This is a genomic window from Paractinoplanes abujensis (assembly GCF_014204895.1).
In the GTDB taxonomy this organism is placed as follows: Bacteria; Actinomycetota; Actinomycetes; order Mycobacteriales; family Micromonosporaceae; genus Actinoplanes; species Actinoplanes abujensis.
Window position 1 is genome coordinate 5,375,769 of the sequence record NZ_JACHMF010000001.1, and the last position, 26,420, is coordinate 5,402,188.

The following is a 26,420-nucleotide window of genomic DNA, read 5'->3' on the forward strand; positions in this document are numbered from 1 at the left end:
ACCGCTCCCCGTCGATCAGCCTGCGATCAGGGTCGCGTGCGCCTGCGCGCACCACCTCGCCGCGAGCGGCGCCGGCCTCCGGCCCCCGCGCCCACGGGCTCGTCGTCGTCCTCGTCGTCCTCGTCGTCGGCCGCGTCCGGGTCGTCCGCGCCGGTCAGCCGCAGCGGCTCCGGGTCGGCCGCGGGCGGCTCCGCCGTCTCGTACCGGGACAGGTCGTACCCGCTGATGTCGTAGTCGTCATCGGGGTCGGCCTTGGTCACCGCCGCGCGCCCGGTCACGATGCCCGAGCCGGCCACCGGGGGCAGGCCCGCGGTCTCGGCCGCCGGGTCGTCGCCCTCGGGCTGCCGTACGGGCTCAGCCGCAACCGGCCCCACCGGCTCGACCTCGACGGTCTCCACCAGGGCAGGCTCGGTCACGACAGCGTCGATCACGGCCGGCTCGGTCGCCGCGGTCTCGCCGCCGCCACCGCCCCGCCGCCGGCGCGACTTGCCCGACGCCGGCTGCTGCTGCTGCTGCTGCGCCGGAGCCTGCTCCGTCCGCGCCGCCGCCGCGACCGCCTTGACCTGGTTGCCCGCGCCGCCGCCGTTGGTCCGCTTCTCCGGCACCGGCTCGGTGTGGATCAGCACGCCGCGGCCCTTGCAGTGGTCACACGTCTCGCTGAACGCCTCGAGCAGCCCCGACCCGATCCGCTTGCGGGTCATCTGCACCAGGCCCAGCGAGGTGATCTCGGTGACCTGATGCTTGGTCCGGTCGCGGCCCAGGCACTCGGTGAGCCGCCGCAGCACCAGCTCGCGGTTGCTCTCGAGCACCATGTCGATGAAGTCGATGACCACGATGCCGCCGAGGTCGCGCAGCCGCAGCTGCCGGACGATCTCCTCCGCCGCCTCGAGGTTGTTGCGGGTCACCGTCTCCTCGAGGTTGCCGCCCGCACCGGTGTACTTACCGGTGTTGACGTCGACCACCGTCATCGCCTCGGTGCGGTCGAAGACCAGGTGACCGCCCGAGGGCAGGAACACCTTGCGGTCCAGGCCCTTGAGGATCTGCTCGTCGATGCGCTGGTCGGCGAAGACGTCCCCGCCGCCGGTGTAGCGGTGCATGCGCTCCAGCAGGTCGGGCGAGACGGAGTTGAGGTAGTTCTCCAATTCCCCGTACGCCGAGTCGCCCTGCACCACGAGCTCGCGGAAGTCCTCGTTGAAGAGGTCCCGCACGACCCGGATGACCAGGTCGGGCTCCTCGGAGAGGGCAGCCGGCGCGTGGCCCTCGGCCGACTTGCGCTGGATCTCCTCCCACTGCGCCTGCAGCCGCTTGACGTCACGGGCCAGGTCGTCCTCGCTGGCCCCCTCGGCCGCGGTCCGCACGATCACGCCGGCGCCGTCGGGCACGAGCTTCTTGAGCACGTCCCGCAGGCGCTTGCGCTCGTTGTCGGGCAGCTTGCGGCTGATCCCGGACGCGTTGCCGTTGGGCACGTACACCAGGTGCCGCCCCGACAGCGCGATGTGGCTGCTCAGCCGGGCGCCCTTGTGCCCGATCGGGTCCTTGGTCACCTGCACCAGCACCGAGTCGCCGGAGCGCAGCGCCTGCTCGATCGAGCGGGCCCGGCCCTCCAGCCCGGTGGCGTCCCAGTTGACCTCGCCCGCGTAGAGCACGGCGTTGCGGCCCCGGCCGATGTCGACGAACGCCGCCTCCATGCTGGGCAGCACGTTCTGCACCTTGCCGAGGTAGACGTTGCCGACCATGGTGCCGGAGGTGCTGCGCGACACGTAGTGCTCGACCAGGATGCCGTCCTCGAGCACGGCGATCTGGGTGCGGTCGGGCTTCTGCCGCACGACCATCACCCGGTCGACCGCCTCGCGCCGCGCCAGGAACTCCGACTCGCTCAGGATCGGCGGCCGGGTCCGGCGCTGCTCACGGCCGTCGCGGCGGCGCTGGCGTTTGGCCTCGAGCCGGGTCGAACCCGAGACGCCCTGCACCTCGTCCGTACGCCGGGGCTCGCGCACCCGCACGACGGTGTGCACGCCGTCCTCGATCCCCCCGGTCTCGGCGTCGGAGCCAGAGCCCTTGCGGCGGCGGCGACGCCGGCGACGGGTCACGCCCTCGCCGTCCTCCGACTCCTCCTCGTCCTCGGACTCCTCGTCCGCTGACGCCTCGGCGCCGTCCTCGCCCTCGTCCGGCTCGCCGTCCTCGGCCGGACCCTTGCCCCGGCCCCGGCCCCGGCGGCCCCGCCGCCGGCGGCGGCGACCCGAGGCCGCGTCGTCGTCGTCATCGTCGTCATCGCCCTCGGCGCCGTCCTCGACGTCGTCGGCGCTCTCGTCGACCTCGTCCACCGGGTCGGCGGGCGGGGCGGTCACCTCGGCCACCGCGACCTCGGCCTCGGCGGGCTCCTCGGCCGCACCCCGGCGGCGGCGCCGGCCCCGGCGGGGAGTCTCGGCCGGCTCCTCCACGGCGATCGGCAGCTCGGCCACCTCGGCCTCGGGCGCGGACACGACCTCGGCCGGCTCGGCGGTCTCGGCCACGGGCGGCTGGGTGGCGCCGCGGCGGGAACGCCGGGCCGGGGCCGGAGCCGGGGTGGCCTCGGTGGCCTCCGGCGGCATGAACAGCACGGCCGGCGGGAGGGCAGCCGCGCGGCGTCCCCGGCGAGGCGCGGGCTTCTCCTCGACGAAGTCGGCGTCCAGCGGGATCACTCCGATGATCGGAGTGCCCTCCGCGGTCGCCTCCTCCTCGGCGGTCTCGTCCTCGACCGCGGGCTCCTCGCCCCCGACCAGGGCCTCGACCCGCACGGGAGGCACGTCGGACGCGGACGAGGCAGGAGTGCCGGAAGTAACAGAAGTGTCAGTCGCGGGGGCGGCAGCCGCAGCCTCGGCACCGGCATCCGGCTCGACCGGGGCCACGGCGGGCGCGGCGGCTTTCTTACGGCTGCGGGTCGCCTTCTTCACCGGCGGGGCGACCTCGGCCACGCCCTCCTCCGGAGGCGCGGCGGGGGCGGCGGCCGGAGCGGCCTTCTTCCGGCTGCGGGTCGCCTTCTTGACCGGAGCAGCCGCGACCGGCGCCTCGTCGGCGCCGGAAGCGGCCCCGGCCGCAGCGGAGGCGGCTGAGGGGTCGGCGGCAGCGGAGGCGGCCGGCTCGGACGTGCCGGGTGCCTCGTGAACGTTCGCGACCGGGTCGGACGGGCCCGCGGCCGCGTCCTGCGCGCTCGCGGCCTCGACGGCCTGTCCCGGTTCCGCGGGCGCGGCCGCCGCGGCGGCTTTGCGGCGCGGGGCACGCGTGCGGCGGGCAGGGGTGGTGGTGGCGGCGGTCTCGGGCGGAGTGGCAGCTCCGGCCCCGTCACCGCCCTGGTCGCCCGAGTTGTCTCGGGGCTCGTTATCGAGCATGGGGCGCTCTCCAGTTCTGGCGGCCCCGGGCGCGTGTGAGCGCTGCCACGCAGGGTCGCCGCAAGTTTTTCGGTCCCGCCGGGTGAGCGGTGGGCTGCCGAAGTCTGTCAACCGGACGCCGGCTGCGGCCAGCGCCCTCCGATGACGCGTGCCTTAGACCGGAAGGGCCGGATCGCGATCCGCGTCCAACGGATCGACGATCTCCCCCTGTGCGGTGAGCGTGCCCTGGGCCAGCCGGGTCACCCGTGGGGGCACCGGCGGCTCCAGACCAGCCGCCACGCGCAGGCCGGAAAGGACGTCATCGGGTCGCACGGCGGGTGTCACCTGTCGTACGACAAGGTCGATTATCGCACACGGTGCGCCGTCCGCCTCGGAAGGTACGGCGGACTGCTCCGTCACAGCGATGTGCGTCACTGCCTGACGGGCGTCGAACGAGCGCCGGCCCTGCTTGGTCATGCGCTCGACCAGCACTTCGTCGAGATCGGTGAACGCCTTGACGGCCGCCGCGGCGACTGCCGGATCGACCCCGGGCAGCTCCACGAGCCACCGGGAGGCGTCGATCCGGTCGGCCAGACTGCCCGCGCCGGCCACCACCGCGTCGAGGACGTCGAGCCCGGGTGAGAGCGCGGCGTCGAGGGCCAGGCGCAGCTGCTCGGGGTCGACCTCGCGCTGCAGCCCGATCTCGAGGTACTCCGCCTCGCTGCCGACGCCGGTGGGCGCCGCACTCGCGTACGAGATCTTGGGGTGGGGGGTGAAGCCCTGGGAGAAGGCGATTGGCACGCCCCCGCGCCGCAGCGCCCGCTCGAACGCCCGGGCGAAGTCGCGATGCGAGGTGAACCGCAACGGGCCGCGCTTGGCGTAACGGAGACGGATGCGCTGGACGACGGGGGCCTGCCCACCGACGGGCTGATTCTTCGCCATGTCAGGCCGGCACCCGCAGGTTGTTGACCGGGGTCAGCGGGAGCAGCTTCTTGCCGGTGGGGCCGATCTGGATCTCGGTGTCCATCGACGGGCAGACACCGCAGTCGAAGCACGGGGTCCACCGGCAGTCGTCCTGCTCGAACTCGGACATCGAGTCCTGCCAGTCCTGCCAGAGCCAGTCCTTGTCGAGCCCCGAGTCGAGGTGGTCCCAGGGCAGCACCTCGGAGTGCTGGCGCTCGCGGGTGGTGAACCAGTCGAGGTCGACCCCGAACTGCGGGAGCACCTCGGCGCAGGCCTCGACCCACCGCGCGTACGAGAAGTGCTCGCTCCAGCCGTCGAAGCGGCCGCCCTTCTCCCAGACCCGGCGGATGACCGCGCCGACCCGGCGGTCACCGCGCGAGAGCAGGCCCTCGATCAGCGACGGCTCGCCGTCGTGGTAGCGGTAGCCGATGGCCCGGCCCAGCGACCGGTCGGAGTTGATCTCCTGCTTGAGCAGCTGGAGGCGGGCGTCGATGACCTCGGGGCGCTCCATCGGGGCCCACTGGAACGGGGTGTGCGGCTTGGGCACGAACCCGCCGATCGACACCGTGCAGCGGATGTCCTTGGTGCCCGCGGCGATCCGGCCGGCCTTGATCACCTCGTGGGCCATCCGGCCGATCTGCAGCACGTCGTCGTCGGTCTCGGTGGGCAGACCGCACATGAAGTACAGCTTGACCTGCCGCCAGCCGTTCGAGTAGGCGGTCACGACCGTACGGAGCAGGTCCTCCTCGGTCACCATCTTGTTGATGACCTTGCGGATGCGCTCCGAGCCGCCCTCGGGCGCGAAGGTCAGACCCGTACGGCGGCCGTTCTTCGACAGTTCCTGCGCGAGGTCGATGTTGAAGGCGTCGACCCGGGTGGACGGCAGCGACAACGAGACGTTGGTGCCCTCGTACTGCTCGGCCAGGCCGGAGCACATGTCACCGATCTCGGAGTGGTCGGCGCTGGACAGCGAGAGCAGGCCGACCTCGTTGAAGCCGGAATACTCGAGGCCTTCCTTGATCATCTGACCGACCGTGGTGATCGACCGCTCCCGCACGGGACGGGTGATCATGCCGGCCTGGCAGAACCGGCAGCCCCGGGTGCAGCCGCGGAAGATCTCCACCGCATAACGCTCGTGGACCGTCTCGGCCAGCGGCACCAGCGGCTTCTTGGGGTAGGGCCAGGCGTCGAGATCCATGGTCGTGCGCTTGGCCACGCGGAACGGCACGTCGGGACGATTGGGCACCACGCGCTGGATGCGGCCGTCGGCGAGGTAGTCGACGTCGTAGAAGCGGGGGACGTAGATGCTCTCGGTGCGGGCCAGACGCAGCAGCAGCTCGTCGCGGCCGCCCGGGCGGCCCTCGGCCTTCCACTCCCGGATGATCCCGGTGATCTCGAGGACGGCCTCCTCGCCGTCGCCGAGCACGGCGGCGTCGATGAAGTCGGCGATCGGCTCCGGGTTGAAGCTGGCGTGGCCACCGGCGAGGACGATCGGGTCGTCGTCACCACGGTCCGCACTGTCCAGCGGGATGCCGGCCAGTTCGAGCGCGGAGAGCATGTTGGTGTAGCCGAGCTCGGTCGCGAACGACAGGCCGAGCACGTCGAACGCCTTGACCGGACGGTGCGCGTCGACGGTGAACTGCGGGACGCCGTGTTCCTTCATCAGGGCCTCGAGGTCGGGCCACACCGCGTAGGTGCGCTCGGCCAGCACGTCGGCCTGCTCGTTGAGCACCTCGTAGAGGATCTGAACGCCCTGGTTGGGCAGACCCACCTCGTACGCGTCGGGATACATCAGCGCCCACCGGACCGTGGTGGCGTCCCAGTCCTTGACGACGGCGCCGAGCTCGCCGCCCACGTACTGGATCGGCTTGCTGACCCGGGGCAGCAGCTGCTCGAGCTGCGGGAAGACGGAACGTACGCTCATGGGCCTCTAGGGTACGCGGGCTAACCCGTAAGATCCGCCGCGGCCCTGTCGAGATCGGTGGCCAGCACGTCCTCCCGGAAGGCGCACAGCTGGAGGGTCATCCGGGCCGGGCCCGTCTCCCCCACCACCAGCCGGGCCGGGATGGCGTGGTCGTGGCAGTCGCCGATCAGGGCGTCGAGCAGGCGGACCCCGGCGCTGTCGAGGAACGAGACGGTGGTCAGGTCGATCAGCACCTTGCCGGCCTTCTGGATCCGCTCCACGATCGCCTGGCCGATCTCGGGCGCGTTGGCCAGGTCGATCTCGCCGGTCAGCGAGACCAGCTCGGCGTCGCCGAACGTCGAGAACGTGACCCAGCGCTCCAGCTGCCCCATGGGCACCGGACGCCCGCCACGTGTGAACTCCATTACGACGCCTCCCGGCGGCCCCGGCGCATGGTGACCGTGGTGCCGTCGCTGCGGTCGAACAGCACCTGATCCATCGACTCCCGGATCAGCTGCAGGCCCCGCCCGCGGGACACGTCGGTGACCGGGCCACGCCAGGTGCCCCGATCGGTGACGCGAACCTCGACCGCATCGTCGGTCACCGTCGCCACGACATCGATCATCCCGAACGGGTCGTCACGATAGCCGTGCTCGATCGCGTTCGCCACTGCCTCCGAACAGGCCAGCAGGACGGCGTCGCGGCACTCCGGTTCGACCTCGTGCGCGACCAGCCAGGCCCGCAGGTCGGCGCGGAGCAGAGCAATCTGCATCCGGTCGGCCCCGATGGTGCGCTCGATGCGCTCCTCGGTGCCCAGCGTCACACAGAGCATGCAGACGTCGTCGGTGTGGTCCCGCCCGACCAGGGTGTCGGCCAGCCCGGCGGCGAGCCCCTGCAGCGGGGCGTCGCGGCGCCGCGCGTACTCCCGGGCCAGCAGCTCGAAGCCCTTGTCGATGGACCGGCTGCGCCGCTCGATCAGGCCGTCGGTGTAGAGCAGGAGGCGGCTGCCCGCGGGCAGCTTGCGGCGGTGCTCGGTGCGCACCCGGTTGCCGGCCTTGGAGCCGAGGGCGGCCGAGCGGGCCTGCAGCAGGTATTCCGGCGAGCCGGCCGGCTCCTGCAGCAGCGGGGGCAGATGACCGGCGCACGAATACGCCACCTCGCCGGCGGCCAGGTCGAGCTCCACGTACGCCACGGTGGCCATGCGGGCCGCCTCGACCCGTTCGACGAACCGGTCCAGCCCCTCGATCAGCCGCGCCGGGCCGGCCTCGTTCGACGCGAGGGCCCGGACGGCGCTGCGCAGCTGACCCATCGTGGTGGCGGCCTCGATGCCCCGGCCGACCACGTCGCCGACGACCAGGGCCAGTTTGTCCTGGCTGATCAGGAACGCGTCGAACCAGTCGCCGCCGACCTCCAGGTCCTGCGCGGCGGCCTGGTAGTGGGTCTCGACGGCGAACCGGGGGTCGCCACCCGGCAGGTCACCGGCGAGCAGGCTGCGCTGCAGCGTCCGGGCGATCTGCCGCTCCTGCTCGTAGAGCCGGGCGTTCTCGAGCGCGAGCCCGGCCCGGTCGGCCAGCTCGACGAGGAAGGCCCGCTCGGCCGCGGCGCCCCGCCGGTCGGGCGCCATGCGCAGGGCCAGCGTGCCCAGCACCATTCCGCGCGCGGTCAGCGGCAGCACCGAGCAGTTGAGCTGGTCGCCCTCGCCCGGGAACTTCGGCTCGCCGCTCGCCGCCACCTTGCCCAGGCGCTGGCTGAGCAGCTCCTCGTCGGGGCGTGGGCCGCCGCCGGTCTCGACGACCGGGGTGGTGCCCACGTGCAGCCGCACCTCGGCCCAGTCGGCGATCTCGGGCACCACCCGGTCGACCAGGCGGCGGGTGCGGGGCAGCAGGCGGTGCAGCTCGTCGAGCGAACGAGTGGTCTCGGCCAGGAAGATCGACCGTTCCTCGCGGCGGCGCACGTCGTCGTAGAGCCGGGCCCGGTCGAGCGCCTGACCCGCCTGGTGGCCGAGCAGGCGCACGACCCGCAGCTCGCCGTCGGTCAGGACGCGCTCGCCCTTGAAGCTGAACGCGAGCACGCCCAGCGTCTCGACCCCGGCGTGTTCGTCGGCCTGGCCGGTGGTCAGCGGGAGCAGCACCACCGTGTTGCGGCCCGAGCGGCGCATGCTCTCGACCAGGTCGGGGAAGTGCTCGCGGGCCTCGGCCACGGAGCCGACCACGTGCAGGTCGCCGCGGCCGGCGACCCGGGCCACGGCCCGCGTGGAGCTGCGGGCCATGTCGTCCCAGTTGCCCGTGGTGGGGTCGGTCGAGGCGACGGCGTAGATCGTGTCGCGCTCGGTGTCGACCAGATAGATGCTGCTGCTGGCCGCGCCGAAGGCCGACTCGGGTGCGCGCACCACGGCCTCGGCCACCTCGGCCTCGGTGGGCGCGGCGGCCAGGTCGGCCACGATCTGCTGCAGCACCCGGACGCGGCGCTCGGAGGCCTCGGCGACCTGCCGCGCGAGCAGCAGCTCCTTCTCGTACTGGCGGCGCTCGGTCGCGTTGAAGACCGTCGTGCGGATCGCCCGCGGCGCGCCCTCGGTCCCCCGGGCCAGCACCGAGTTGACCAGGGTGGGCAGCTGGCGCCCGTCCGCGCAGACGACGTCGAAGGCCAGCTCGTGCACCTCGTCCTGCATGCGCAGCAACGGGGCGTAGTGGGTCTCGTGATAGATCTGCCCGCCCGCGGTGAGCAGGTCACGGAAGCGCCGGTGGCCGACCAGCTCGCCCCGCGTGAAGCCCGTCCAGCTCAGGAACGTCTGGTTGACCCGGACGATCGTGCCGTCGGGGAGCGTGGTCAGATAACCGCACGGCGCGTGCTCGTACAGGTCGTCGGGGTCTTCGTCCCAGGGCGCACGCAACTCCTGCGTCACGTCGGGCCCACCAGAGTCACTCACGGTCCGCCGCTTCTAAAGCCAGGCCTTCATGGCGCTGATCGTCTCGTCCGGCGCGCTCAGATTGGGACAGTGTCCCGTCGCGTTCAACTGCACGAAGGTGCTCCCGGCGGTGTGCTTGTGGACGTAGTCGCCGACGACCGCGGGCGCGATCACGTCGTCCGCACACTGCAGGATCAATGCCGGCGTGCGCAGTTTGAGCAGGTCGTCGCGGTTGTCGGAGAGGAACGTGACACGCGCGAACTTCTTCGCGATCTCAGGATCGGTGCGGCAGAAGCTGTTGGTCAGCTCCGCGCCCAGCTCGGGCCGCTCCGGGTTCCCCATGATCACCGGCGCCATCGTGCTCGACCAGCCGAGGTAGTTGCTGTCGAGCGAGACGAGCAGCCCGTCGATGTCGGGCCGGTCGAAGCCGCCGACGTAACCCTCGCCGGGCTCGTTGATGTAACGCGGCGACGGGCCGATGAGCACCAGGCGGGCGAACCGCTCGGGTTCCTTGATCGCGGCCAGCACCCCGATCATGGCGCTGACCGAGTGACCGACGAAGACGACGTCCCACAGGTCGTGCTCGTGCAGGATGTCGAGGACGTCGTCGGCGTACCCGCTGAGCGACGAATGACGGTCGTCGTCGTAGGCCGACAGGTCGGATTTCCCGTTGCCGACGTGGTCGAAAAGGACGAGCCGGTGCGTATCCGCGAAAGCGGGAGCGACGAGGCGCCACATGTTCTGGTCGCAGCCATACCCGTGGGCGAACACCATCGGCTGACCGGCGGAATTGCCGGACACGGTGACGGCATTTCTCTGTGTCGTTCTCATGTCCCGGTAACCATACGGCTCCGAAGCGTCTTGCACATCGCCCTAGTTGTCCGGCATTTGCATCACGAGGTCGGTCCACCGGCCGCGGCCGCGGGTGGCACACCGCCTCTAACCTGGGAGTTGACCGCCCCGCCGGGGATGCCCCGGCAGTGAAGGAGATCGACGGATGGCCGACCCGCAGCCGGAGGAAACTCGCCCGGCGAACGGAGTGCCCGACCCGACCCGGGTGGACAACGGCTCGGAACCCTCCACGGTGGACGCCCCGGTGCGCTGGAGCGGCTCGGCGGCCGTGCCCGCGCCGGCCCCCAAGACGCCGTGGTGGCGTCGCCACCAGCCGCCGCAGCCGGCCCCGCCGGCCGAACCGCACGATCACTGGGCCACCACCCCGGCCGTCGACCCGTGGGCCGATCAGGACACGCCATGGGACTCCCTCGCGCTCGACCTCGAGGGGACCGAGGCCGAAGCGGCGACCCCGAAACCGGCCCCGCCGCTGCCCCCGGCGACGCTCGACCCGACCCGTTTGGAGCAGGCCGCGCCCGCGCCGCCCCGGACCCGGATCGAGCCGCCCGCCGCCCCGCCCGCGCCGCCGCCTCCGCCGGTCAGCAAGCCGAGCAACCGGCCGCCGGTTGCGGCGCCCCCGCCGCCCACCAAGAACGCGCCGAAGCTCTCGCGCAAGGAACGCAAGCGGCTCAAGAACGCCCCGCAGCCCACGGCCAACCGCCTGCCGATCCAGACCCGGCCGCCGGGCCCGCCCGGCCCGCCGCCCGGCCCGATCGTGAACGGCCGCCCACTCCCGGCCCCGCCGCCGTGGGCCCCGCGGCAACCGGCCCGCCCGCTGCCCCCGCCGCGCCGCAAGCGCCGCTGGGGCCGCCGCCTGGCCCTGCTGAGCCTGATCGGTGTCGTCTGCTGCTGCGGTCTCCCGTTCGCCTGGACCCAGTCCCCCGCCGCCGAGCAGTACCCGGTCACCGCCGCGCTGCCCGACTCGTTCTCCGACCTGCAGCTGCGCGACACCGAGGAGACCGGCCCGAGCGGTTTCGCCGGCGTCTACCGCGACGCCCGCGGCAAACGGGTCACCGTGTTCGGCGAGACCGGCTTCCGGCTCACTCCGGGCACCGACGTGCGGACGCGGATCGAGCAGGCCGCCGCCGACTACGGCCTCCAGGACGTGCAGTCGTTCGACCTGGGCGAGTTCGGCGCGCACGAGCGCTGCGGGGCCGGCCGCGACAACGGCACCTCGGTGGTCGTGTGCACCTGGGCCGACCACGGCAGCCTGGCCACCGTGCTGCTGACCCGCCGCTCGATCACCGACAGCGCCGAACTGGTCGCCCGCCTGCGCGAAGAAGTCCTGTCTCCCGGTTGATCGGCCCGGCGCAGGGCACGATGACCGGATGACCCCACGCTGGCTGTTCGCCGATCAGCTCGGCCCGCACTTCCTCGACGCGCCGGGCCAGGAGGCGCTGCTGGTGGAGTCGAAGGCAGTGTTCCGGCGCCGCGCGTTCCACCGGCAGAAGGCTCACCTGATCCTGTCCGCGCTGCGCCACCGGGCTCAGGACGACGGCGTACGGCTGGTCCGGGCCGAGACGTACGCCGAGGCGATCACGCAGGAGGTGACCGTCTGCCACCCCACTTCCCGGGCCGCCCGCGGGCTGGTCACCCGTCTGCCCCGGGTGGTCGAGATGCTGCCGCCGCGCGGCTTCGTGACCACGCCGGCCGACTTCACGGCGTGGGCCCGCGGCCGCGACCACCTGCGCATGGAGGACTTCTATCGGGACGCCCGGCAGCGGCACGGCCTGCTGATGAACGGCGACGAGCCGGCCGGCGGCAAGTGGAACCTCGACCACGACAACCGGGAGCCCCCGCCGCGCAACGCCACGACCTTGGACGTCCCCGAGCCGCCCGCCGTCGTCGAGGACGAGATCGACGAGCAGGTGCGGGCCGACCTCGACCGCTGGGAGCGCGAGGACGGCATCACGTTCGTCGGGCGTGACGGCCCGCGCCTGTTCCCGGCCACCCGGCACGAGGCGCTGGTCCGGCTGCGCCATTTCGTCACGCACCGGCTGACGCCGTTCGGCCCGTACGAGGACGCGATGCTGGCCGGTGACCCGTGGATGAGCCACAGCATGCTCAGCGCACCCCTCAACCTGGGGCTGCTCGACCCGCTCGAGGTCGTCGAGCGCGCCGAGGAGGCGTACCGGGAAGGGAAGGCGCCCCTGGCCAGCGTGGAGGGGTTCGTCCGGCAGATCGTCGGCTGGCGCGATTTCATCTGGCATCTGTACTGGTATTTCGAGCCGGGCTACCGCGCCTCGAACGAGCTGCGGGCCCGCAAGGAGCTGCCGCGCTGGTTCGCCGAGCTGGACGCGGACGCGGTCGAGGCCCGCTGCCTGTCCGACGTGCTGGCCGGGGTGCGCGACCGCGGCTGGGTGCATCACATCCCGCGGCTGATGGTGCTGGGCAACTACGCCATGCAGCGCGGCTGGCGGCCGGGCGCGATGGCCGACTGGTTCCACCGCAGCTTCGTCGACGGCTACGAGTGGGTGATGACGGCCAACGTGATCGGTATGAGCCAGTTCGCCGATCACGGGCGGATGAGCAGCAAGCCGTACGCGAGCGGGGGCGCCTACATCAACCGGATGAGCGACTACTGCGGCGGCTGCCGGTACGACCCCAAGGTGCGCGTGGGCGACGACGCCTGCCCGTACACGGCCGGGTATTGGGCCTTTCTCGCGCGCAACGAGCAGGCGCTGGCCGGCAACCACCGCATGCGGCAGCCGCTCAACGGCCTGCGCCGGCTGGCCGACGTGGAGGCGCTGGTCGAGCAGGAGAAGGCCCGCGGCTCGCGCGCGCCTTAGTCCTTGGTGGGCTTGGCCGGGGCGTACCGCGGCACGTACTCCTGGCCGGTGAGCTTCTGGATCTCGGCCATCAGCTCGTCGGTGAGCGCGCGCAGCGAGGTGCGGTCGTCGCCGCGGCCCTCGGGGTCGATCGGCTTGCCGAACTTGACCGTGACGGCGCCCCGGGCCGGCTTGGGCAGCAGCTGGCCGATGGGCTGCACCTTCTCGGTGCCGATCATGCCGACCGGGATGATCGGCACGCCGGCCGCCACCGCGAGCCGGGCCGTGCCGGTGCGGCCGCGGTAGAGCTTGCCGTCGGGCGAGCGCGTGCCTTCGGGATAGATCGCGACCGCGTCACCGGCCTTGAGCACCGGGATCGCGCCGTCGAAGGCCGTCAGCGCGGCCCGGCCGCCGCCGCGCTCGACCCGGATCGCGCCCAGCCCGTTCATCAGGCTGCGGTTGAACCAGCCCTTGATCCCGGTGCCGTTGAAGTAGTCCGACTTGGCCCAGAAGGCCAGGTGGCGGGGCTGCACCGAGCCCAGGAAGAGTTCGTCGGCGACGGACAGGTGGTTGCCGGCGAAGATCACACCACCGGTCTTGGGGATGTGCTCGAGGCCCTCGACTCGCGGGCGCCATCCGAGCATCATCACGTTGCCGACGGTGAGCTTGCCGATCGTGTAGAGCAGCGGCAACTGAGGTTCCTCCGGGGACAAAGGACGAGCGCAAACGTGTGGGGAGCGCGGTCAGGTTACCGGAGGGGAACCCGGAAGTCCCCGTCGATCCCGCCGACCGGCCCGGACATTTCCCGACAGAGACGGCAAATGCCCGGGCCGAGTCGCTGGATTCACACGGCCTTGGCCACCCGGACGGTCACCTGGTCGCCCTCGCCGACCTCGCCGGCGAAGCCACTCTCCCCAGCTTCCACCGACGTCAGCAAGGTCGCCAGGGTCTCCGCGGCCACGAACTCGCGGTGCGTCTCGACGGCGGCCCGCACGGGCCCGGCCGCCGACACGACGAGCGAGATCCGGTCCGACACGTCGAGTCCGGCGTCCCGCCGGGCCTGCTGCACCACCCGGATCACGTCGCGGGCCAGACCCTCGGCCGTCAGCTCCGGGGTGACCGCGGTGTCGAGCACCACGACGCCCGCCCCGCCGGGCAGCGGCGCCGAGTTCTCGACGTCCGCCGCGACCAGCTTGAGCTCGTACTCGCCCTCGGCCAGGGTCACCCCCGCCGCGACCGGGGCGCCGTCCACGAGCTGCCACTCGCCCGCCTTGACGGCCTTGATCACCTGCTGCACCTGCCGGCCGACGCGCGGGCCGAGGACCCGGGGCACGACGGTCAGCACCTGCTCGCAGTACGCGGCCACGTCGCCGGTGAACACCACGTCCTTGACGTTGACCTCGTCGGCCACCAGGTCGCCCAGGCTCTGCAAGGCCGAAGCGTCGGCGGTGGCCACGGTCAGCTTGGCCAGGGGCAGCCGCACACGCAGGCCCCGCGCCTTGCGCAGCGACAGGGCGGCCGAGGCGACCTCGCGGATCGCGTCCATCGAGGCGACCAGCTCGTGGTCGGCCGGGAAGTCCGCGGCGGCGGGCCAGTCGGTCAGGTGCACCGAGCGGCCACCGGTCAGGCCCCGCCAGATCTCCTCGGCGGTCAGCGGGGCGAGCGGGGCGACCACGCGGCAGAGGGTCTCCAGCACCGTGGCCAGGGTGTCGAACGCGTCCTCGCTGCCCGCCCAGAACCGGTCGCGCGAACGGCGGACGTACCAGTTGGTCAACGCGTCCAGGAACGACCTGATGGAGCCGGCCGCGCCCGAGATGTCGTACTCGTCCATCTGCCGCTGCACGTCGGTGACGAGCTCGTTGGTCTTGGCCAGCACGTAACGGTCCAGCAGGTCCCGCGAGTCCGTCCTGAATGCCGCGACATGACCGGACGCGTTGGCGTAGAGCGTGAAGAAATACCAGACGTTCCAGAGCGGCAACAACACCTGCCGTACGGAGTCACGGATCGCCACCTCGGTGACGGGCATGTCCCCGCCCCGCAGCACCGGCGACGACATCAGCATCCAGCGCATGGCGTCCGACCCGTACGAGTCGAAGACCTTGTAGACGTCCGGGTAGTTGCGCAGCGACTTGGACATCTTGCGCCCGTCCTCGCCGAGCAGGATGCCGTGGCTGAGGCAGTTGCGGAACGCGGGCCGGTCGAACAGCGCCGTGGCCAGCACGTGCATGGTGTAGAACCAGCCGCGGGTCTGGCCGATGTATTCGACGATGAAGTCGCCCGGGTAGTGGTGCTCGAACCAGTCCTTGTTCTCGAACGGGTAGTGCACCTGGGCGAACGGCATCGACCCGGACTCGAACCAGCAGTCGAGCACCTCGGGCACGCGGCGCATGGTCGACTTGCCGGTCGGGTCGTCCGGGTTCGGGCGGGTCAGCTCATCCACGTACGGGCGGTGCAGGTCCTCGATCGTCACCCCGAAGTCGCGTTGCATCTCCTCGAACGAGCCGTAGACGTCCACCCGCGGGTAGTTCGGGTCGTCGGACTTCCACACCGGGATCGGCGAACCCCAGAACCGGTTGCGCGAGATCGACCAGTCGCGGGCGTTGGCCAGCCACTTGCCGAACGAGCCGTCCTTGATGTGGGCCGGGGTCCAGGTGATCTCCTGGTTGAGCTCGACCATGCGGTCGCGGAACTTCGTCACGGCCACGAACCACGACGACACCGCCTTGTAGACCAGCGGGGTGTCGCAGCGCCAGCAGTGCGGGTACGAGTGCGTGTAGCCCTCGTGCCGCAGCACCACGCCGCGGCCCTTCAGATCGGCGATGATCGGCTTGTTGGCCTCGAACACCTGCACGCCCTGCCAGTCGGGCACGAGCGCGGTGAAACGGGTGTGGTCGTCCACGGTGACCACGGTCGGGATGCCGGCCGCGTTGCAGACGTTCTGGTCGTCCTCACCGAAGGCCGGGGCCTGGTGCACGACGCCGGTGCCGTCCTCGTCGCTCACGTAGTCGGCCGCGAGCACCTGGAAGGCGTTCGGCCCGCCCTGCTCGACCAGGAAGTCGAAGAGCGGCTCGTAGCGCCGGCCGGCCAGCTCGCTGCCCAGGACGGTGCCGACCTGGGTCCAGCCCTCCAGCTCTTTCCCGTACGAGGGGACCCTGGACGCCCCCATGATGAGCCGCCGGCCGTCCTTCTCGAGGATCGCGTACTGCAGGGACGGGCCGACGGCCAGCGCGAGGTTGGACGGCAGGGTCCACGGCGTGGTTGTCCACACCGCGATGTCCTCGCCCGTCTCCAACCGGAACGTCACGGTCAGCGCCGGGTCGGTGCGGTCCCGGTAGACGTCGTCCATCCGGGTCTCGGTGTTCGACAGCGGGGTCTCGCACCGGAAGCAGTAGGCCAGCACGCGGAAGCCCTCGTAGACCAGGCCCTTGTCGTGCAGGGTCTTGAACGCCCACATGACCGACTCCATGTAACTGGGGTCGAGGGTCTTGTAGTCGTCGGCGAAGTCGACCCAGCGGGCCTGGCGCGTGACGTAGCGCTCCCAGTCCTTGGTGTACGCGAGCACGGAGCTGCGGCAGGCCTCGTTGAACTTGTCGATGCCGAGCTCGACGATCTGCGCCTTGGTGGTGATGCCGAGCTGCTTCTCCGCCTCCACCTCGGCCGGCAGGCCGTGCGTGTCCCAGCCGAAACGGCGCTCCACGTGCTTGCCCCGCATGGCCTGATACCGCGGCACCAGGTCCTTCACGTAGCCGGTGAACAGGTGGCCGTAGTGCGGCAGCCCGTTGGCGAACGGCGGGCCGTCGTAGAAGACGTACTCGTTGCTGCCGTTCGTGCCGGCCGGGCGCTGCTCGACCGACGCCTCGAACGTCTTGTCGGCGGCCCAGTGCTCGAGGACGGCCCGCTCCACGGCGGGCAGGTCGGGGCTGGCCGGCACGCCACTCGCGTCGGTGTGCTGGGGATAGGCCATCGGTGGAACTCCTCGTAGCAGTCGTCGGACTGCGAGGACGAACGCTTGACGCGCCGCGGTACCACCTCGCTTGACGGATCGCTCCGCCCGCTCATTTCTCTCGGCTGCCGCCACCCGGTTCTACTGAGACCCCGCGGGCCCGTTCTTCCGGAAGCTCCCCGGTGATGGCCGGATCGTCGCCTGCACCGACAACGATACCGGCCATCGCACGTCAATTACCGCCGAGGGGCCGGCAGGGTCGTGCTCCAGAGGGACTTGCCGTCGCGGTCGCGCAGGTTGACCGTGAACGCCCGGGACTCGCCGTCGATCTCCACCTCGCCGAAGTGCTGGAAGCCGTCGGCCGGCGACGTGTTGGCCACGGGCGGCGCGTTCACGAAGTGGGTCCGCGGCCCGAACGTGCCGTCGAGCGCGTTCGGGCCGAAGGCACCGGCGTGGGCCGGGCCCGACACGAACTCCCAGAACGGGGTGAAGTCCTGCACCGCCGCGCGGGCCGGGTCGTAGTGCACCGCCTGGGTGTAGTGCACGTCGGCGGTGAGCAGCACGATGCCGGTGACACCGTGCCGGTGGGCCGACTGCAGCACCTGGGCGAACTCCAGCTCGCGGCCCTTCGGCGCGCCCGGGTCGCCCTGGGCCACCCCCTCCTGCGCGGCCGCGCCGTCCGGCACGACCAGGCCGAGCGGCAGGTCGTTGGCGATCACCTTCCAGGTCGCACGCGACTCCCGCAGCCCCCGGATCAACCATTCCCGCTGTTCCCGGCCCAGCAGACCCCGGTTCGGGTCGGCGTAGGTGTTGCCGTCGTTGACGTCCTTGAAGGTGCGCATGTCGAGCACGAAGATGTCGAGCAGCGGCCCGTACGAGATCTTGCGGTGGACCGGACCCTCCCGCAGCGGCGTCGGCACCCACTCGTGGTAGGCCTGCCGGGCCCGCCCGGCCAGCACGTCCACCCGCTTCTCGGTGTAACGGGCGTCCTCCAGGATCTCCCCCGGGTACCAGTTGTTGGTCACCTCGTGGTCGTCCCACTGGTTGATCTGCGGCACCTCGGCCGCGAACCCGCGATAGGCGTCATCGAGCAGGTTGTACGCGTACTGCCCGCGGTACTCCTGGAGCGTCTCGGCGACCTTGAGCTTCTCCTCGGTGATCACGTTGCGCCAGATCCGCCCGTCGGGCAGCGTCACCGTCTCGGCCAGCGGCCCGTCGGCATACACCGTGTCCCCACTGTGCAGCAGAAAGTCCGGCCGCCGGCGGCGCATCGACTCGAAAAGCTTCATTCCCCCGTACGCGGGATCGATGCCCCACCCCTGCCCGGCCACATCACCGGTCCAGACGAAGCGAACATCCCCCCGGCGTACGGGCGCCGTGCGCAGCGACCCGCTGACCGGCGCGCCGAACAGCCCCGGCCGTTCCAGGCTCTCGGCCCGCACCCGGTAGTGGAGCCGCTCCCCCGCGGGCAGCCCGCGCAGCGTCACCTTGCCGGTGAAGTCCGTCGCCGGCGTCACCACCGGCCCTCGCAGCACCCGCGCTCCCCGGAAGTCGGGCCGCTTGCTGACGTGCACCCACAGCCGCGCCGGCCGATCCGCCCGGCTCCACACCACAGCGGACCCGGCCCGGGCGTCACCGCTCTGCACGCCATGGGTGAGCACGGGCCGGGAACCGGCCGACGAGAAGGCCGGCGCCCCACCGGCCAGGCTGACAACGCCACCGGCCACACCGGCCCGAAGCAGATTCCGTCGCGAGATCGAGGTCATGACTCCGATACCTATCGATCCCGCATGACCCCCGGGTAGCCGGACCCTGAACACCACCCCGTGATCTCGACCAGGATCGATGAACCCGCCCGAACCGCGGCGCCTCTACGATTCGAGGGTGATTCGGATCGAGATCGATGAGCCGACGCTGTCGCGCACCCGGATCGCGATCAGTCCGCTGGCCGAGGTGTTCTGCAGTCTCACTCTGCTGCAGCGCAACCCCGGGACCGTGCCCTGGCCGTACGAGGACTGGGCCCGCCGCGCCCGGGGTCTGACCGCGTCGGTGTCGCTCTACCTGTCGTTGCCGTCGGTGTCGCCGGACTTCCTGTGCCCGCCGCCGCTCACCGCGATGCCTACCATCGCCGAGCAGCTCGATCAGGTGCGGGCCACGCCGGCCGAAGTGATCGAGCACGAGATCGCCAAGCACTATCCGGACGGTGACGTGCTGCCGGGGCTGCGGCCGTTCCTGGACGACCGGCAGGCCGCGCTCGACCGGCTCGCCGACGGTGTCCGGGCGTACTGGGACGCGGCGCTCGCGCCCTCCTGGCCGGCCATGCGGGCCGCGCTCGACGAGGAAGTGCTGCTGCGGGCGCGGGCGCTGGCCGCCGACGGGCCGGACGCGCTGCTGGCCAAGCTGCACGAGCGGATCCGCTGGGAGCGGCCCGTGCTCACCCTGGTCAAGCCGCTCGAGCAGTCGTTCCGGGCGGTCAACCAACGGCTGCTGCTGGTCCCGTTGATCTTCTCGCGGGGCGCTTTGCTGTGCTCGTGCGACCAGCCCGACCTGGTGATGGTCACCTACCAGTCGCGCGGGGCGGCGGCGCTGGCCGGGACGCCCGTGCCGGCCGCCGACGACCGTCTCGCCGTCCTGCTCGGGCGGGGACGGGCCGCCGTGCTGCGGGCGTTGACCACTCCGGCCACCACGACCGGGCTGGCCACCTCCCTCGGGCTGGCCCCGAGCACGATCTCGGAGCATCTGACGGGCCTGCTCGCGGCCGGGGTCGTGCACCGCCGCCGGGCCGGGCGCCGCGTGCTCTACGGTCTCGAACCGGCCGGGGTGGCCCTCGTGCGGCTGCTCGGCGAGGATTCGGCCCGCACCGAATTCGTTTCCTAGACGCCGGTCGATTCCCTAGCGTTCCGCGCATGGGGAACGAGTACGCCATCGAGCGGAAGACTTACGCCGCACCTACAAGGCCCGTACGGGCTGGCTCAAGCCCAGACGCACCGAGGTCGAGGCGGTCCGCGGGGTGACCTTCACGGTCGGCCGCGGCGAACTGTTCGGGCTGCTCGGACCGAACGGTGCGGGCAAGACGACCACCATCAAACTGCTCAACACCCTGCTCATCCCGACCTCGGGCACGGCCCGGATCTGCGGGCACGACGTCGAGAAGGACACCCGGGAGGTGCGCCGCAGGATCGGCTACGTGTTCGGCGGTGACCGTGGGCTCTACGACCGCCTGTCCGCCCTGGACAACCTGCGGTATTTCGCCGAGCTGTACGGGGTGGCGCCACGCGACCAGAAGCGGCGCATCGGCGACCTGCTCGAACTGGTGGGCCTGACCGGACGCGAGGGTGAGCGGGTCGAGGGCTACTCGCGGGGCATGCGGCAGCGCCTGCACATCGCGCGCGGGCTGCTGCACTCGCCCGACGTGCTGTTCCTCGACGAACCCTCGATCGGGGTCGACCCGGTGGCCGCCCGCGAGCTGCGGCGCACGGTGGCCGACCTGGCCTCGACGGGGACGACCGTGCTGCTCACCACCCACTACATGGCCGAGGCCGACGAGCTGTGCGACCGGATCGCGGTCATCGCCGACGGGCAGATCCAAGCTTTGGGTACGCCGGCCGAGCTGCGCCACCGCGCGGACGGGCGGCGGGTCGTCGAGGTGGAGGCGTACGGGGTGCCCGACAGCGCGGTCGACGCGTTGCGCGGGCTCCCCGGCGTACGGGAAACCGCAGTCGAGGCCCGTGGCGCCCTGCAACTGCTGACCGTCCACTCCGATGCGCACGTGGACGTGCAGGGTGACGTGCTGCGGGAGCTGGCCGGGATCCGGCTGGGACGGGTCGACAGTCGTGAGCCCACGCTGGAGGACGCGTACGTGGCGATCGTGAGCGCCGCATGAACGTGCTCAGGTTGCTCGTGGTGGGCACGCTGCTGCACGCCAAGCAGATCAGCCGGTCCCCCTTCGAGGTCGCGATCGCCCTGGTCGTGCCGGTCGTGCAGGCCACTCTGGCCGTCTACCTGTTCCGCGCCGGCGGCGAGGGGCACCGGCTGCTCGAGGCCGCGGTCGGCGCCGGCGTGATGGGTGTGTGGTCGTCGGTGCTGTTCGGCTCGGGCGGCGCGATCCAGAACCAGCGCTGGCAGGGCACCCTCGAAATGATCATGCTGGCGCCGCGGCGACCGGTGCTGGTGATCCTCCCCATCACGATCGCCACCGGCCTGACCGGCATTTACGCGCTGCTCGCGACACTGGCCTGGGGTCGGCTCCTGTACGGCATCAAGCTCGACTTCGCCCACCCGGCGGCCTTCGTCGTCGCGGCCGTCGTCTGCGTGGTCGCGCTCGGCATGTTCGGCCTGCTGCTGGCGGCCACGTTCGTGCTCATGCGTAACGCGAACGCGCTGGCCAACACGCTCGAATACCCGGTCTGGCTGGTCTCCGGCATGCTCGTGCCGATCACCGTGCTGCCCTCGTGGACCGGCCCGATCGCGGCGATCCTGCCCACGACCTGGGGTGCGCGGGCCTTGCGCGAGGCCACCAGCGGCGGCCCGGTCTGGCCGTCGGTCGGCATCTGCCTCGGGATCAGCCTGCTCTGCCTGGCCCTCGGCGGCCTGGCCCTGACCCACGTCGAACGCCGCGCCCGCGTCGCCGCCACCCTGGCCCTCGCATGACGCCGGCCCTCTCGCCCGCATCACCCCGCGCCGCCGCCACCCGGCTCCCCGCCCACACCACTGCGCCCCTCCGCCGTCCCGGCCCCACACCGCCGGCCACCCCTCACCCCCGACCCGCGTTCCTGAGCACTCACTTACCTGAGCCCCGAGAGGCACCGCATGAAGACTCTGCGCTTGATGACCGTGGGCGGCGCGATCGCGTACCGGGCGCTCTTCAACTGGACGACACCCGGCATGTTCGTCGGCACCTTGCTGGTCGGCCCGCTGTTCCAGCTGCTGTTCTTCGCCTACCTGGGCCGCCAGCTGCAGGTGGCCGACGACCGGTTCTACATCGTCGGCAACGCCGTGCTCACCGCGTCACTGGCCTGCGTCTTCGGCGGCACCATGGCGGTGGCCAACGAGCGCCGCTTCGGCACGCTCGGGCATGTGCTGCTCTCGCCACGCAGCCGCACCGCGATATTTTGGGGGCGCGTTCTCCCGTACGCGGGAAACGGTCTTCTGATCGCCGTGGTCACGCTGGCCGTGGGCGCGCTCCTGCTCGGGCTGCGGATTCCGCCCGGCGCCCTGCCGGGGCTGCTGCTGGCCATGACCGCAGGGTCGCTGGCCTGCGGGTTCTTCGGGCTGACGCTGGGCGCGCTGGGCCTGCGGTTCCGCGACGTGTGGGTCGTCTCGAACGTATCGGTCGCGCTGTTGCTGCTGCTCACCGGCGTAAACGTGCCCGCGTCGGGGCTGCCCGGCTGGATGGTGACGGTCGGGCACTTCCTGCCGATCACGCACGCGGCGGAGGCGGCCCGGCGGCTCGCGGCCGGAGACGGACTGGCCGCGGCCGCGCCCGCACTCGGCCAGGAACTGCTGGTCGGAGCGGGCTACGCGGTCGCGGCCGTCGTCTTGCTGAAGATCTTCGAGATCGAGTCGCGCCGGCGGGCGTCGCTCGACGCGCTTTAGAGCTTCGGGAACCAGAGGGCGAGCTCGCGCCCGGCGCTCTCCGGCGAGTCGGAGGCGTGCACCAGATTTTCCCGGTTCGACAGCGCGAAATCGCCACGGATCGTGCCGGCGGCCGCCTTGCGCCCGTCGGTCGAGCCGATCATCGCGCGCACCACCTCGATCACCTCGTCGCCCGCGAGCACCAGCGCGACCAGCGGCCCGGAGGTCATGAACTCCTTCAGCGGCGGGTAGAACGCCTTCTCGACGTGGTCGGCGTAATGCTGGTCGGCGAGCGTCGCATCCATCGTGCGCAGCTCCATCGCCTCGACCACCAGGCCCTTGCGCTCGAACCGGCCGAGGATCTCGCCGAGCAGTCCGCGACGGACCGCGTCAGGCTTGAGGAGCACGAGCGAACGCTCGGTGGGGCTGGGCAACGAGTCCTCCGTGGGTGCTGAACGTGGGTGCTGAAGGGGCTACGTTCAGCCTATCGGTACCACGAATGCGGCGAGCGCCAACGCCGGTACTACCGCACTTTCGCTCACACTGAGCCGGGCAATAACCTGTCGGGGACGAGCGGGAGGTCCACATTGGCAAACCAGACCGGACGTCCGATCGCGCCGGCACGGAAGCTGGTCGCGGCGGTCGCGGGCACGATCGCGGTTTTCGTGGTCGCGCTGGGCTTCGGCATGTCCAGCCTCGGGGTGGTCATCTTCGGGGTCGCGCTGCTCGCCCTGGCGGTGGCCCTCGGGGTGGTCAATGTGGTGCGCCGGGGCGCCCGGGCCTGGGTCGCCGGCAGCGCCGAGGTCCGGTCGATCACGCCTCCACCGGCCACGACGTCGGTTTACGGCCGGGCCCGCATCCAGGCGGTGATCGTCGCGCCCGGCCTGCCGACGAGCGAGGTCGAGATCAACGAGTCCCGCATCCCCGTCGTGAAATGGCCCGAGCCCGGCGACACCCTGCCCATCACGGTCGACGTCGACGACATGCGCCGGGTCAAAATCAACTGGGACGAGGCGCCGCCACGCGAGCGCGGGGAGGACCCGCCCCCGCCGCCCACCGACTTCGACGACGAGCCCGACGCGGACCTCGACGCCGACCTGCTGGGCGACCTCGAGCCGCCCCCCTGGACCAACCGCGACCGCTCCTGGTCGCGCGACGACGGCGACCCGCCGCCCCCGCCGCCGGGCAGCTCCCCGCCGCCGCCGGGTCCGCCGCCGGCACCCGGTGGCGGCTCGCGCGCGGATTCCAGCCTGGATTCCGAGGAGTATTCGGAGAGCCCGGTCGTCGTGCGGGACACGCCCGCCGGCCCGATCGTCGAGGGCGAGTTCGTCGACCACGACGAGCCGTCGCCGCTCCCCCGCCGAGCCGCGGCCGCCGCCGGACCAGCGGATCCCGAAGATTCCGACTATCCGGCCGCGGAGGACGACCGGCCCGGATACTCCACAGCCGGTCCCGCGCCCACCTCCACGTCCACCGCCACCGTCGGGGCCGCCGCTGGCGCCGCGTCCCGCCCACCGGGCGCCAAGCCCAGCCCCCGGGCCCGGGGCGGCGCCGCGACCGCCACGGCCGAGCATCACTCCCCGTCCGGGCCCCCGCCCCAGCGCGAACCCCACCCCGACGACTCGCTGCTCACCGACATCCCCCTCGACGACGACCCGCCCCCGCCCGGCCCGTCGTCGCCTTACGCCCGGCCCGCGGCCTCGCCGGACCCGTCCTCGCCTTACGCCCGGCCCGCGGCCTCGCCGCACCCGTCCTCGCCGCACGACCGGCCCACGGCCTCGGCCTTCCACAGCCCGTCGCCGGAGTCACGGCATCAGGAGAGTTTTTCCGACGAGCACGAGACGCCGAGTCCGCAGGCGCCCGCGCCCGAGCCGCCTCACCAGCGCCCCGAGCCCACTGCCACATCGACCCCGCCGAGCCCGTCCCCGGTCGGATCGTTCCCGACCGCGCCGAGCCCGACGACCCCACCCCCCACCGCACCCCCGCCGACGTCGGCCCGCCCGGCGTCCCCTACCTCGTCGACCCCCGCTGCCGACGACGAGATCGACCTCCCACTGGACGGCGACCCCGACCCGGCCCCCGAGTCCACCCCCGCCGCCGCCCGGGCCATGTCGGAAGACCTCATCGCCCCACCCGTCGACGACACGGCCCGCATCCACCCGTCCACCCGTTTCATCTCCAACGCGGCCCACGACGCGGCCACGCCCCAGCCCACCCTGAACGACCCGCCGGCCCCCCGCCCGCGCCCCCACTCCGAGCCGACCGAGCCCTCAGCCGCTCGCTCCGCCCCCGTGGACAACGGCACCGCACACCGGGAGCCCTCCGAACCCGGCAGCGCGCGCCCCGAGCCACCCGGACACGGCAGCGCGCGCCCGGAGCCGACGGAATACGGCAGCGCCCGCCCGGAGCCGGCGGAATACGGCAGCGCACGCCCGGAGCCGACTGAGTACCGGCGCGCGCCGTCCGAGTACCGGAGCACACCGTCCGAGTACCGGAGCGCACCGTCCGAGCCCGCGGAGTACGGCAGCCCAAGCCCTCAGCCGGCCGAGGACGACAACGCACGCCAAGCCCCGCCGGCCGGCGACAAGCCCGCGTACAGCACCCCCGAGCCGGGCATGGAAGGCCACGCCTTCACGGGTCGCAAGGCCACGGCCCAGCCCGTGCCGGACGACGAGCCGACCCAGGTCCTGCCTGACGACGAGCCGACCCAGCCCCTGCACGACACCGACCGAACCCGGGAAGTGCCCGCGCCGGAGCCCGAGAAGCATCACGGCCGCTTCGCCACCGCGGTAGGCGCGGTAGCAGCCGTGGCCGCCGCCGCGGTCCGCAAGGTCAGCAAGTCCGACCGCGACGACCAGCCCACACCAGCCGACGAAGAGGTCTCCTCCACTGCGGCACGGTCCACCCCCGAGGGCGACAGCCCCCACGACAGCCGCGCGGCAGGGAGCACCGCCGCCGACACGTCGCCACACAGCCAGCTCCGCGACCCGACCAACCCGGCACGCGACGACCAGCCCGCCGACCACCGCACCGCAGACAATCGCACCGCCGACGACCACCGCACCGCAGACGACCACACCGCAGACAACCGCACCGCCGACGACACCAGGCCGACCGTCGTCGCGGCGAGCGGCCCGGCAGGGGCATCTGCTGCGGCCACGTCCCCGCCCCACGGCTCGGCGCCCACCGCCGAGGCAGCTCCGTTCTTCGAATCCTCCCTGCTCGACGAGGAAGACTCGACCCGCCTGCCCAGGCCCGGCGTAGCCACCTCGGACGCCGCCGCGGCCTCCGCAGCCGGGGCAGCCGCCAGCGCCGCGGCGGGCGCCGGTTTCGCCGCCGCCCGCAACACGGGAACCGGCAGCGGCACCCCCGCGGCGTCCGACCCGTCAACGGGAGCCCGTTCCGCAGCTCAACCGCGCGCCACTCCGCCGGCCGAAGCCCCGCCACCCGCCGCCCAGCCGCCCTCCGCAGCCGGACAAGCCACAAACGCAGCAGCCGGACAAGCAACAAACCCAGCAGCCGGACAGACAGGCGGCGCAGCAACCAGCGCAGCACCCGGACAGCCGACCGGCGGCACTCACCCGAAGCCGTCCCCCGCCGCAGCCGCACTGGCGGCGGCCGCAGCCGCGGCGGCCGCCCAGGGCCATGACCGCGGCCCGTGGGCCGACCTGGCCGGCACCCCCGAGCCCGACGACAGCACCGCCGACGTGATCACCGCGTATCCCAGCGCCCGCCCCGGCCCCGCCGGGGCGATCCACGGCGTAGGCATCACCGTGCTGGTCACCGACCTGGCCCGGTCCACGGCGTTCTACCGTGACACCCTCGGCTTCTACGAGATCGACGGCGGCGACGGCAGCGCCGTGCTGGCGTCCGGCGACACCCGCCTGGTGTTGCGCACCGTGCACGACCTGTCCACCGAGGCCGGCCGCTTGATCTACCTCAACCTGGAGGTGGGCGACGTCGAGGCGGTCTATCAGGAGCTCGCCGCCAAGGGCGTCCAGTTCCTCCACCCGCCGCAGGCGGTCAACCGGGGCGACCGCCTCGAGCTGTGGTCGGCCGCGTTCACCGACCCCGACGGCCACAACATCGCCATCACCCAGTGGAGGGCCATCCGATAGCGCGCGGA

At 72.2% G+C, this 26,420-nt stretch carries 17 protein-coding genes; 7 read left to right on the forward strand and 10 right to left on the reverse strand.

The features are described 5' to 3' along the window. Nucleotides 1–26 precede the first annotated feature (26 nt). The 6 genes from BKA14_RS24435 to BKA14_RS24460 form a co-directional block, all read right to left on the reverse strand. On the reverse strand, nt 27–3,368 hold the full coding sequence (locus BKA14_RS24435; protein ID WP_184953204.1) for an Rne/Rng family ribonuclease: 3,342 nt from the start codon (nt 3,366–3,368) through the stop codon (nt 27–29). Nucleotides 3,369–3,521: 153 nt separating this feature from the next. Beyond that, nucleotides 3,522–4,289 (reverse strand): TIGR03936 family radical SAM-associated protein, encoded by a 768-nt coding sequence (locus tag BKA14_RS24440; protein WP_184953205.1) that lies wholly within the window; start codon nt 4,287–4,289, stop codon nt 3,522–3,524. A 1-nt stretch (nt 4,290) separates the two neighbouring features. Beyond that, nucleotides 4,291–6,234 carry a TIGR03960 family B12-binding radical SAM protein gene (locus BKA14_RS24445; protein ID WP_184953206.1) on the reverse strand — a complete coding sequence of 648 codons (1,944 nt, stop codon included), beginning with the start codon at nt 6,232–6,234 and terminating at the stop codon, nt 4,291–4,293. Between the two features lie 20 nt (nt 6,235–6,254). After that, nucleotides 6,255–6,638 carry an STAS domain-containing protein gene (locus BKA14_RS24450; protein WP_239092704.1) on the reverse strand — a complete coding sequence of 128 codons (384 nt, stop codon included), beginning with the start codon at nt 6,636–6,638 and terminating at the stop codon, nt 6,255–6,257. Further along, the gene (locus BKA14_RS24455) at nt 6,638–9,139 is read right to left on the reverse strand and encodes a SpoIIE family protein phosphatase (protein WP_239092703.1); all 2,502 of its coding nucleotides are present in this window, start codon (nt 9,137–9,139) and stop codon (nt 6,638–6,640) included. Before BKA14_RS24455 ends, BKA14_RS24450 begins: the two co-directional genes overlap by 1 nt. A gap of 12 nt (nt 9,140–9,151) precedes the next feature. Further along, nucleotides 9,152–9,949, reverse strand: coding sequence for an alpha/beta fold hydrolase (locus BKA14_RS24460; RefSeq protein WP_184953207.1), 798 nt, complete (start codon nt 9,947–9,949; stop codon nt 9,152–9,154). 166 nt (nt 9,950–10,115) lie between these two features. On the opposite strand from BKA14_RS24460, the gene BKA14_RS24465 reads away from it, so the two are divergent. Continuing rightward, nucleotides 10,116–11,309 (forward strand): hypothetical protein, encoded by a 1,194-nt coding sequence (locus BKA14_RS24465; RefSeq protein ID WP_184953208.1) that lies wholly within the window; start codon nt 10,116–10,118, stop codon nt 11,307–11,309. Nucleotides 11,310–11,337: 28 nt separating this feature from the next. Then, nucleotides 11,338–12,798 carry a cryptochrome/photolyase family protein gene (locus tag BKA14_RS24470; protein WP_184953209.1) on the forward strand — a complete coding sequence of 487 codons (1,461 nt, stop codon included), beginning with the start codon at nt 11,338–11,340 and terminating at the stop codon, nt 12,796–12,798. Here BKA14_RS24470 and BKA14_RS24475 read toward each other — a convergent pair. The 3 genes from BKA14_RS24475 to BKA14_RS24485 form a co-directional block, all read right to left on the reverse strand. Next, complete coding sequence (locus tag BKA14_RS24475; protein WP_184953210.1) at nt 12,795–13,469, reverse strand: lysophospholipid acyltransferase family protein; 675 nt, start codon at nt 13,467–13,469, stop codon at nt 12,795–12,797. The genes BKA14_RS24470 and BKA14_RS24475 overlap by 4 nt on opposite strands. 152 nt (nt 13,470–13,621) lie before the next feature. After that, a complete protein-coding gene (ileS, locus tag BKA14_RS24480) occupies nt 13,622–16,741 on the reverse strand; it encodes an isoleucine--tRNA ligase (protein WP_184953211.1) in 3,120 nt (1,039 codons plus the stop codon). Between the two features lie 215 nt (nt 16,742–16,956). Then, a complete protein-coding gene (locus tag BKA14_RS24485) occupies nt 16,957–18,486 on the reverse strand; it encodes an alkaline phosphatase D family protein (protein WP_184953212.1) in 1,530 nt (509 codons plus the stop codon). Between the two features lie 118 nt (nt 18,487–18,604). On the opposite strand from BKA14_RS24485, the gene BKA14_RS45205 reads away from it, so the two are divergent. From BKA14_RS45205 to BKA14_RS24505, 4 genes are all read left to right on the forward strand, one after another. Beyond that, a complete protein-coding gene (locus BKA14_RS45205; protein WP_184953213.1) occupies nt 18,605–19,597 on the forward strand; it encodes an ArsR/SmtB family transcription factor in 993 nt (330 codons plus the stop codon). A gap of 133 nt (nt 19,598–19,730) precedes the next feature. After that, nucleotides 19,731–20,603: an ABC transporter ATP-binding protein gene (locus tag BKA14_RS24495; protein WP_184953214.1), complete on the forward strand. Its 873-nt coding sequence runs from the start codon at nt 19,731–19,733 to the stop codon at nt 20,601–20,603. Beyond that, nucleotides 20,600–21,370, forward strand: coding sequence for an ABC transporter permease (locus BKA14_RS24500; protein WP_184953215.1), 771 nt, complete (start codon nt 20,600–20,602; stop codon nt 21,368–21,370). The genes BKA14_RS24495 and BKA14_RS24500 overlap by 4 nt, the downstream gene beginning before the upstream one ends. Nucleotides 21,371–21,529: 159 nt before the next feature. Then, a complete protein-coding gene (locus BKA14_RS24505; RefSeq protein ID WP_184953216.1) occupies nt 21,530–22,315 on the forward strand; it encodes an ABC transporter permease in 786 nt (261 codons plus the stop codon). On the opposite strand, the gene ndk is transcribed toward BKA14_RS24505, so the two are convergent. Further along, the gene (ndk, locus tag BKA14_RS24510; protein WP_184953217.1) at nt 22,312–22,728 is read right to left on the reverse strand and encodes a nucleoside-diphosphate kinase; all 417 of its coding nucleotides are present in this window, start codon (nt 22,726–22,728) and stop codon (nt 22,312–22,314) included. The genes BKA14_RS24505 and ndk overlap by 4 nt on opposite strands. A 153-nt stretch (nt 22,729–22,881) precedes the next feature. On the opposite strand from ndk, the gene BKA14_RS44320 reads away from it, so the two are divergent. After that, nucleotides 22,882–26,412, forward strand: coding sequence for a VOC family protein (locus tag BKA14_RS44320; RefSeq protein WP_239092702.1), 3,531 nt, complete (start codon nt 22,882–22,884; stop codon nt 26,410–26,412). Nucleotides 26,413–26,420 lie beyond the last annotated feature (8 nt).

What these genes read in the sequence shown, in the direction of transcription:
- BKA14_RS24435 (WP_184953204.1), bottom strand. Translation starts at nt 3,368, where the DNA reads ATGCTCGATAACGAGCCCCGAGACAACTCGGGCGACCAGGGCGGTGAC.
- BKA14_RS24440 (WP_184953205.1), bottom strand. Translation starts at nt 4,289, where the DNA reads ATGGCGAAGAATCAGCCCGTCGGTGGGCAGGCCCCCGTCGTCCAGCGC.
- BKA14_RS24445 (WP_184953206.1), bottom strand. Translation starts at nt 6,234, where the DNA reads ATGAGCGTACGTTCCGTCTTCCCGCAGCTCGAGCAGCTGCTGCCCCGG.
- BKA14_RS24450 (WP_239092704.1), bottom strand. Translation starts at nt 6,638, where the DNA reads ATGGAGTTCACACGTGGCGGGCGTCCGGTGCCCATGGGGCAGCTGGAG.
- BKA14_RS24460 (WP_184953207.1), bottom strand. Translation starts at nt 9,949, where the DNA reads ATGAGAACGACACAGAGAAATGCCGTCACCGTGTCCGGCAATTCCGCC.
- BKA14_RS24465 (WP_184953208.1), top strand. Translation starts at nt 10,116, where the DNA reads ATGGCCGACCCGCAGCCGGAGGAAACTCGCCCGGCGAACGGAGTGCCC.
- BKA14_RS24470 (WP_184953209.1), top strand. Translation starts at nt 11,338, where the DNA reads ATGACCCCACGCTGGCTGTTCGCCGATCAGCTCGGCCCGCACTTCCTC.
- ileS (WP_184953211.1), bottom strand. Translation starts at nt 16,741, where the DNA reads ATGGCCTATCCCCAGCACACCGACGCGAGTGGCGTGCCGGCCAGCCCC.
- BKA14_RS24485 (WP_184953212.1), bottom strand. Translation starts at nt 18,486, where the DNA reads ATGACCTCGATCTCGCGACGGAATCTGCTTCGGGCCGGTGTGGCCGGT.
- BKA14_RS24500 (WP_184953215.1), top strand. Translation starts at nt 20,600, where the DNA reads ATGAACGTGCTCAGGTTGCTCGTGGTGGGCACGCTGCTGCACGCCAAG.
- BKA14_RS24505 (WP_184953216.1), top strand. Translation starts at nt 21,530, where the DNA reads ATGAAGACTCTGCGCTTGATGACCGTGGGCGGCGCGATCGCGTACCGG.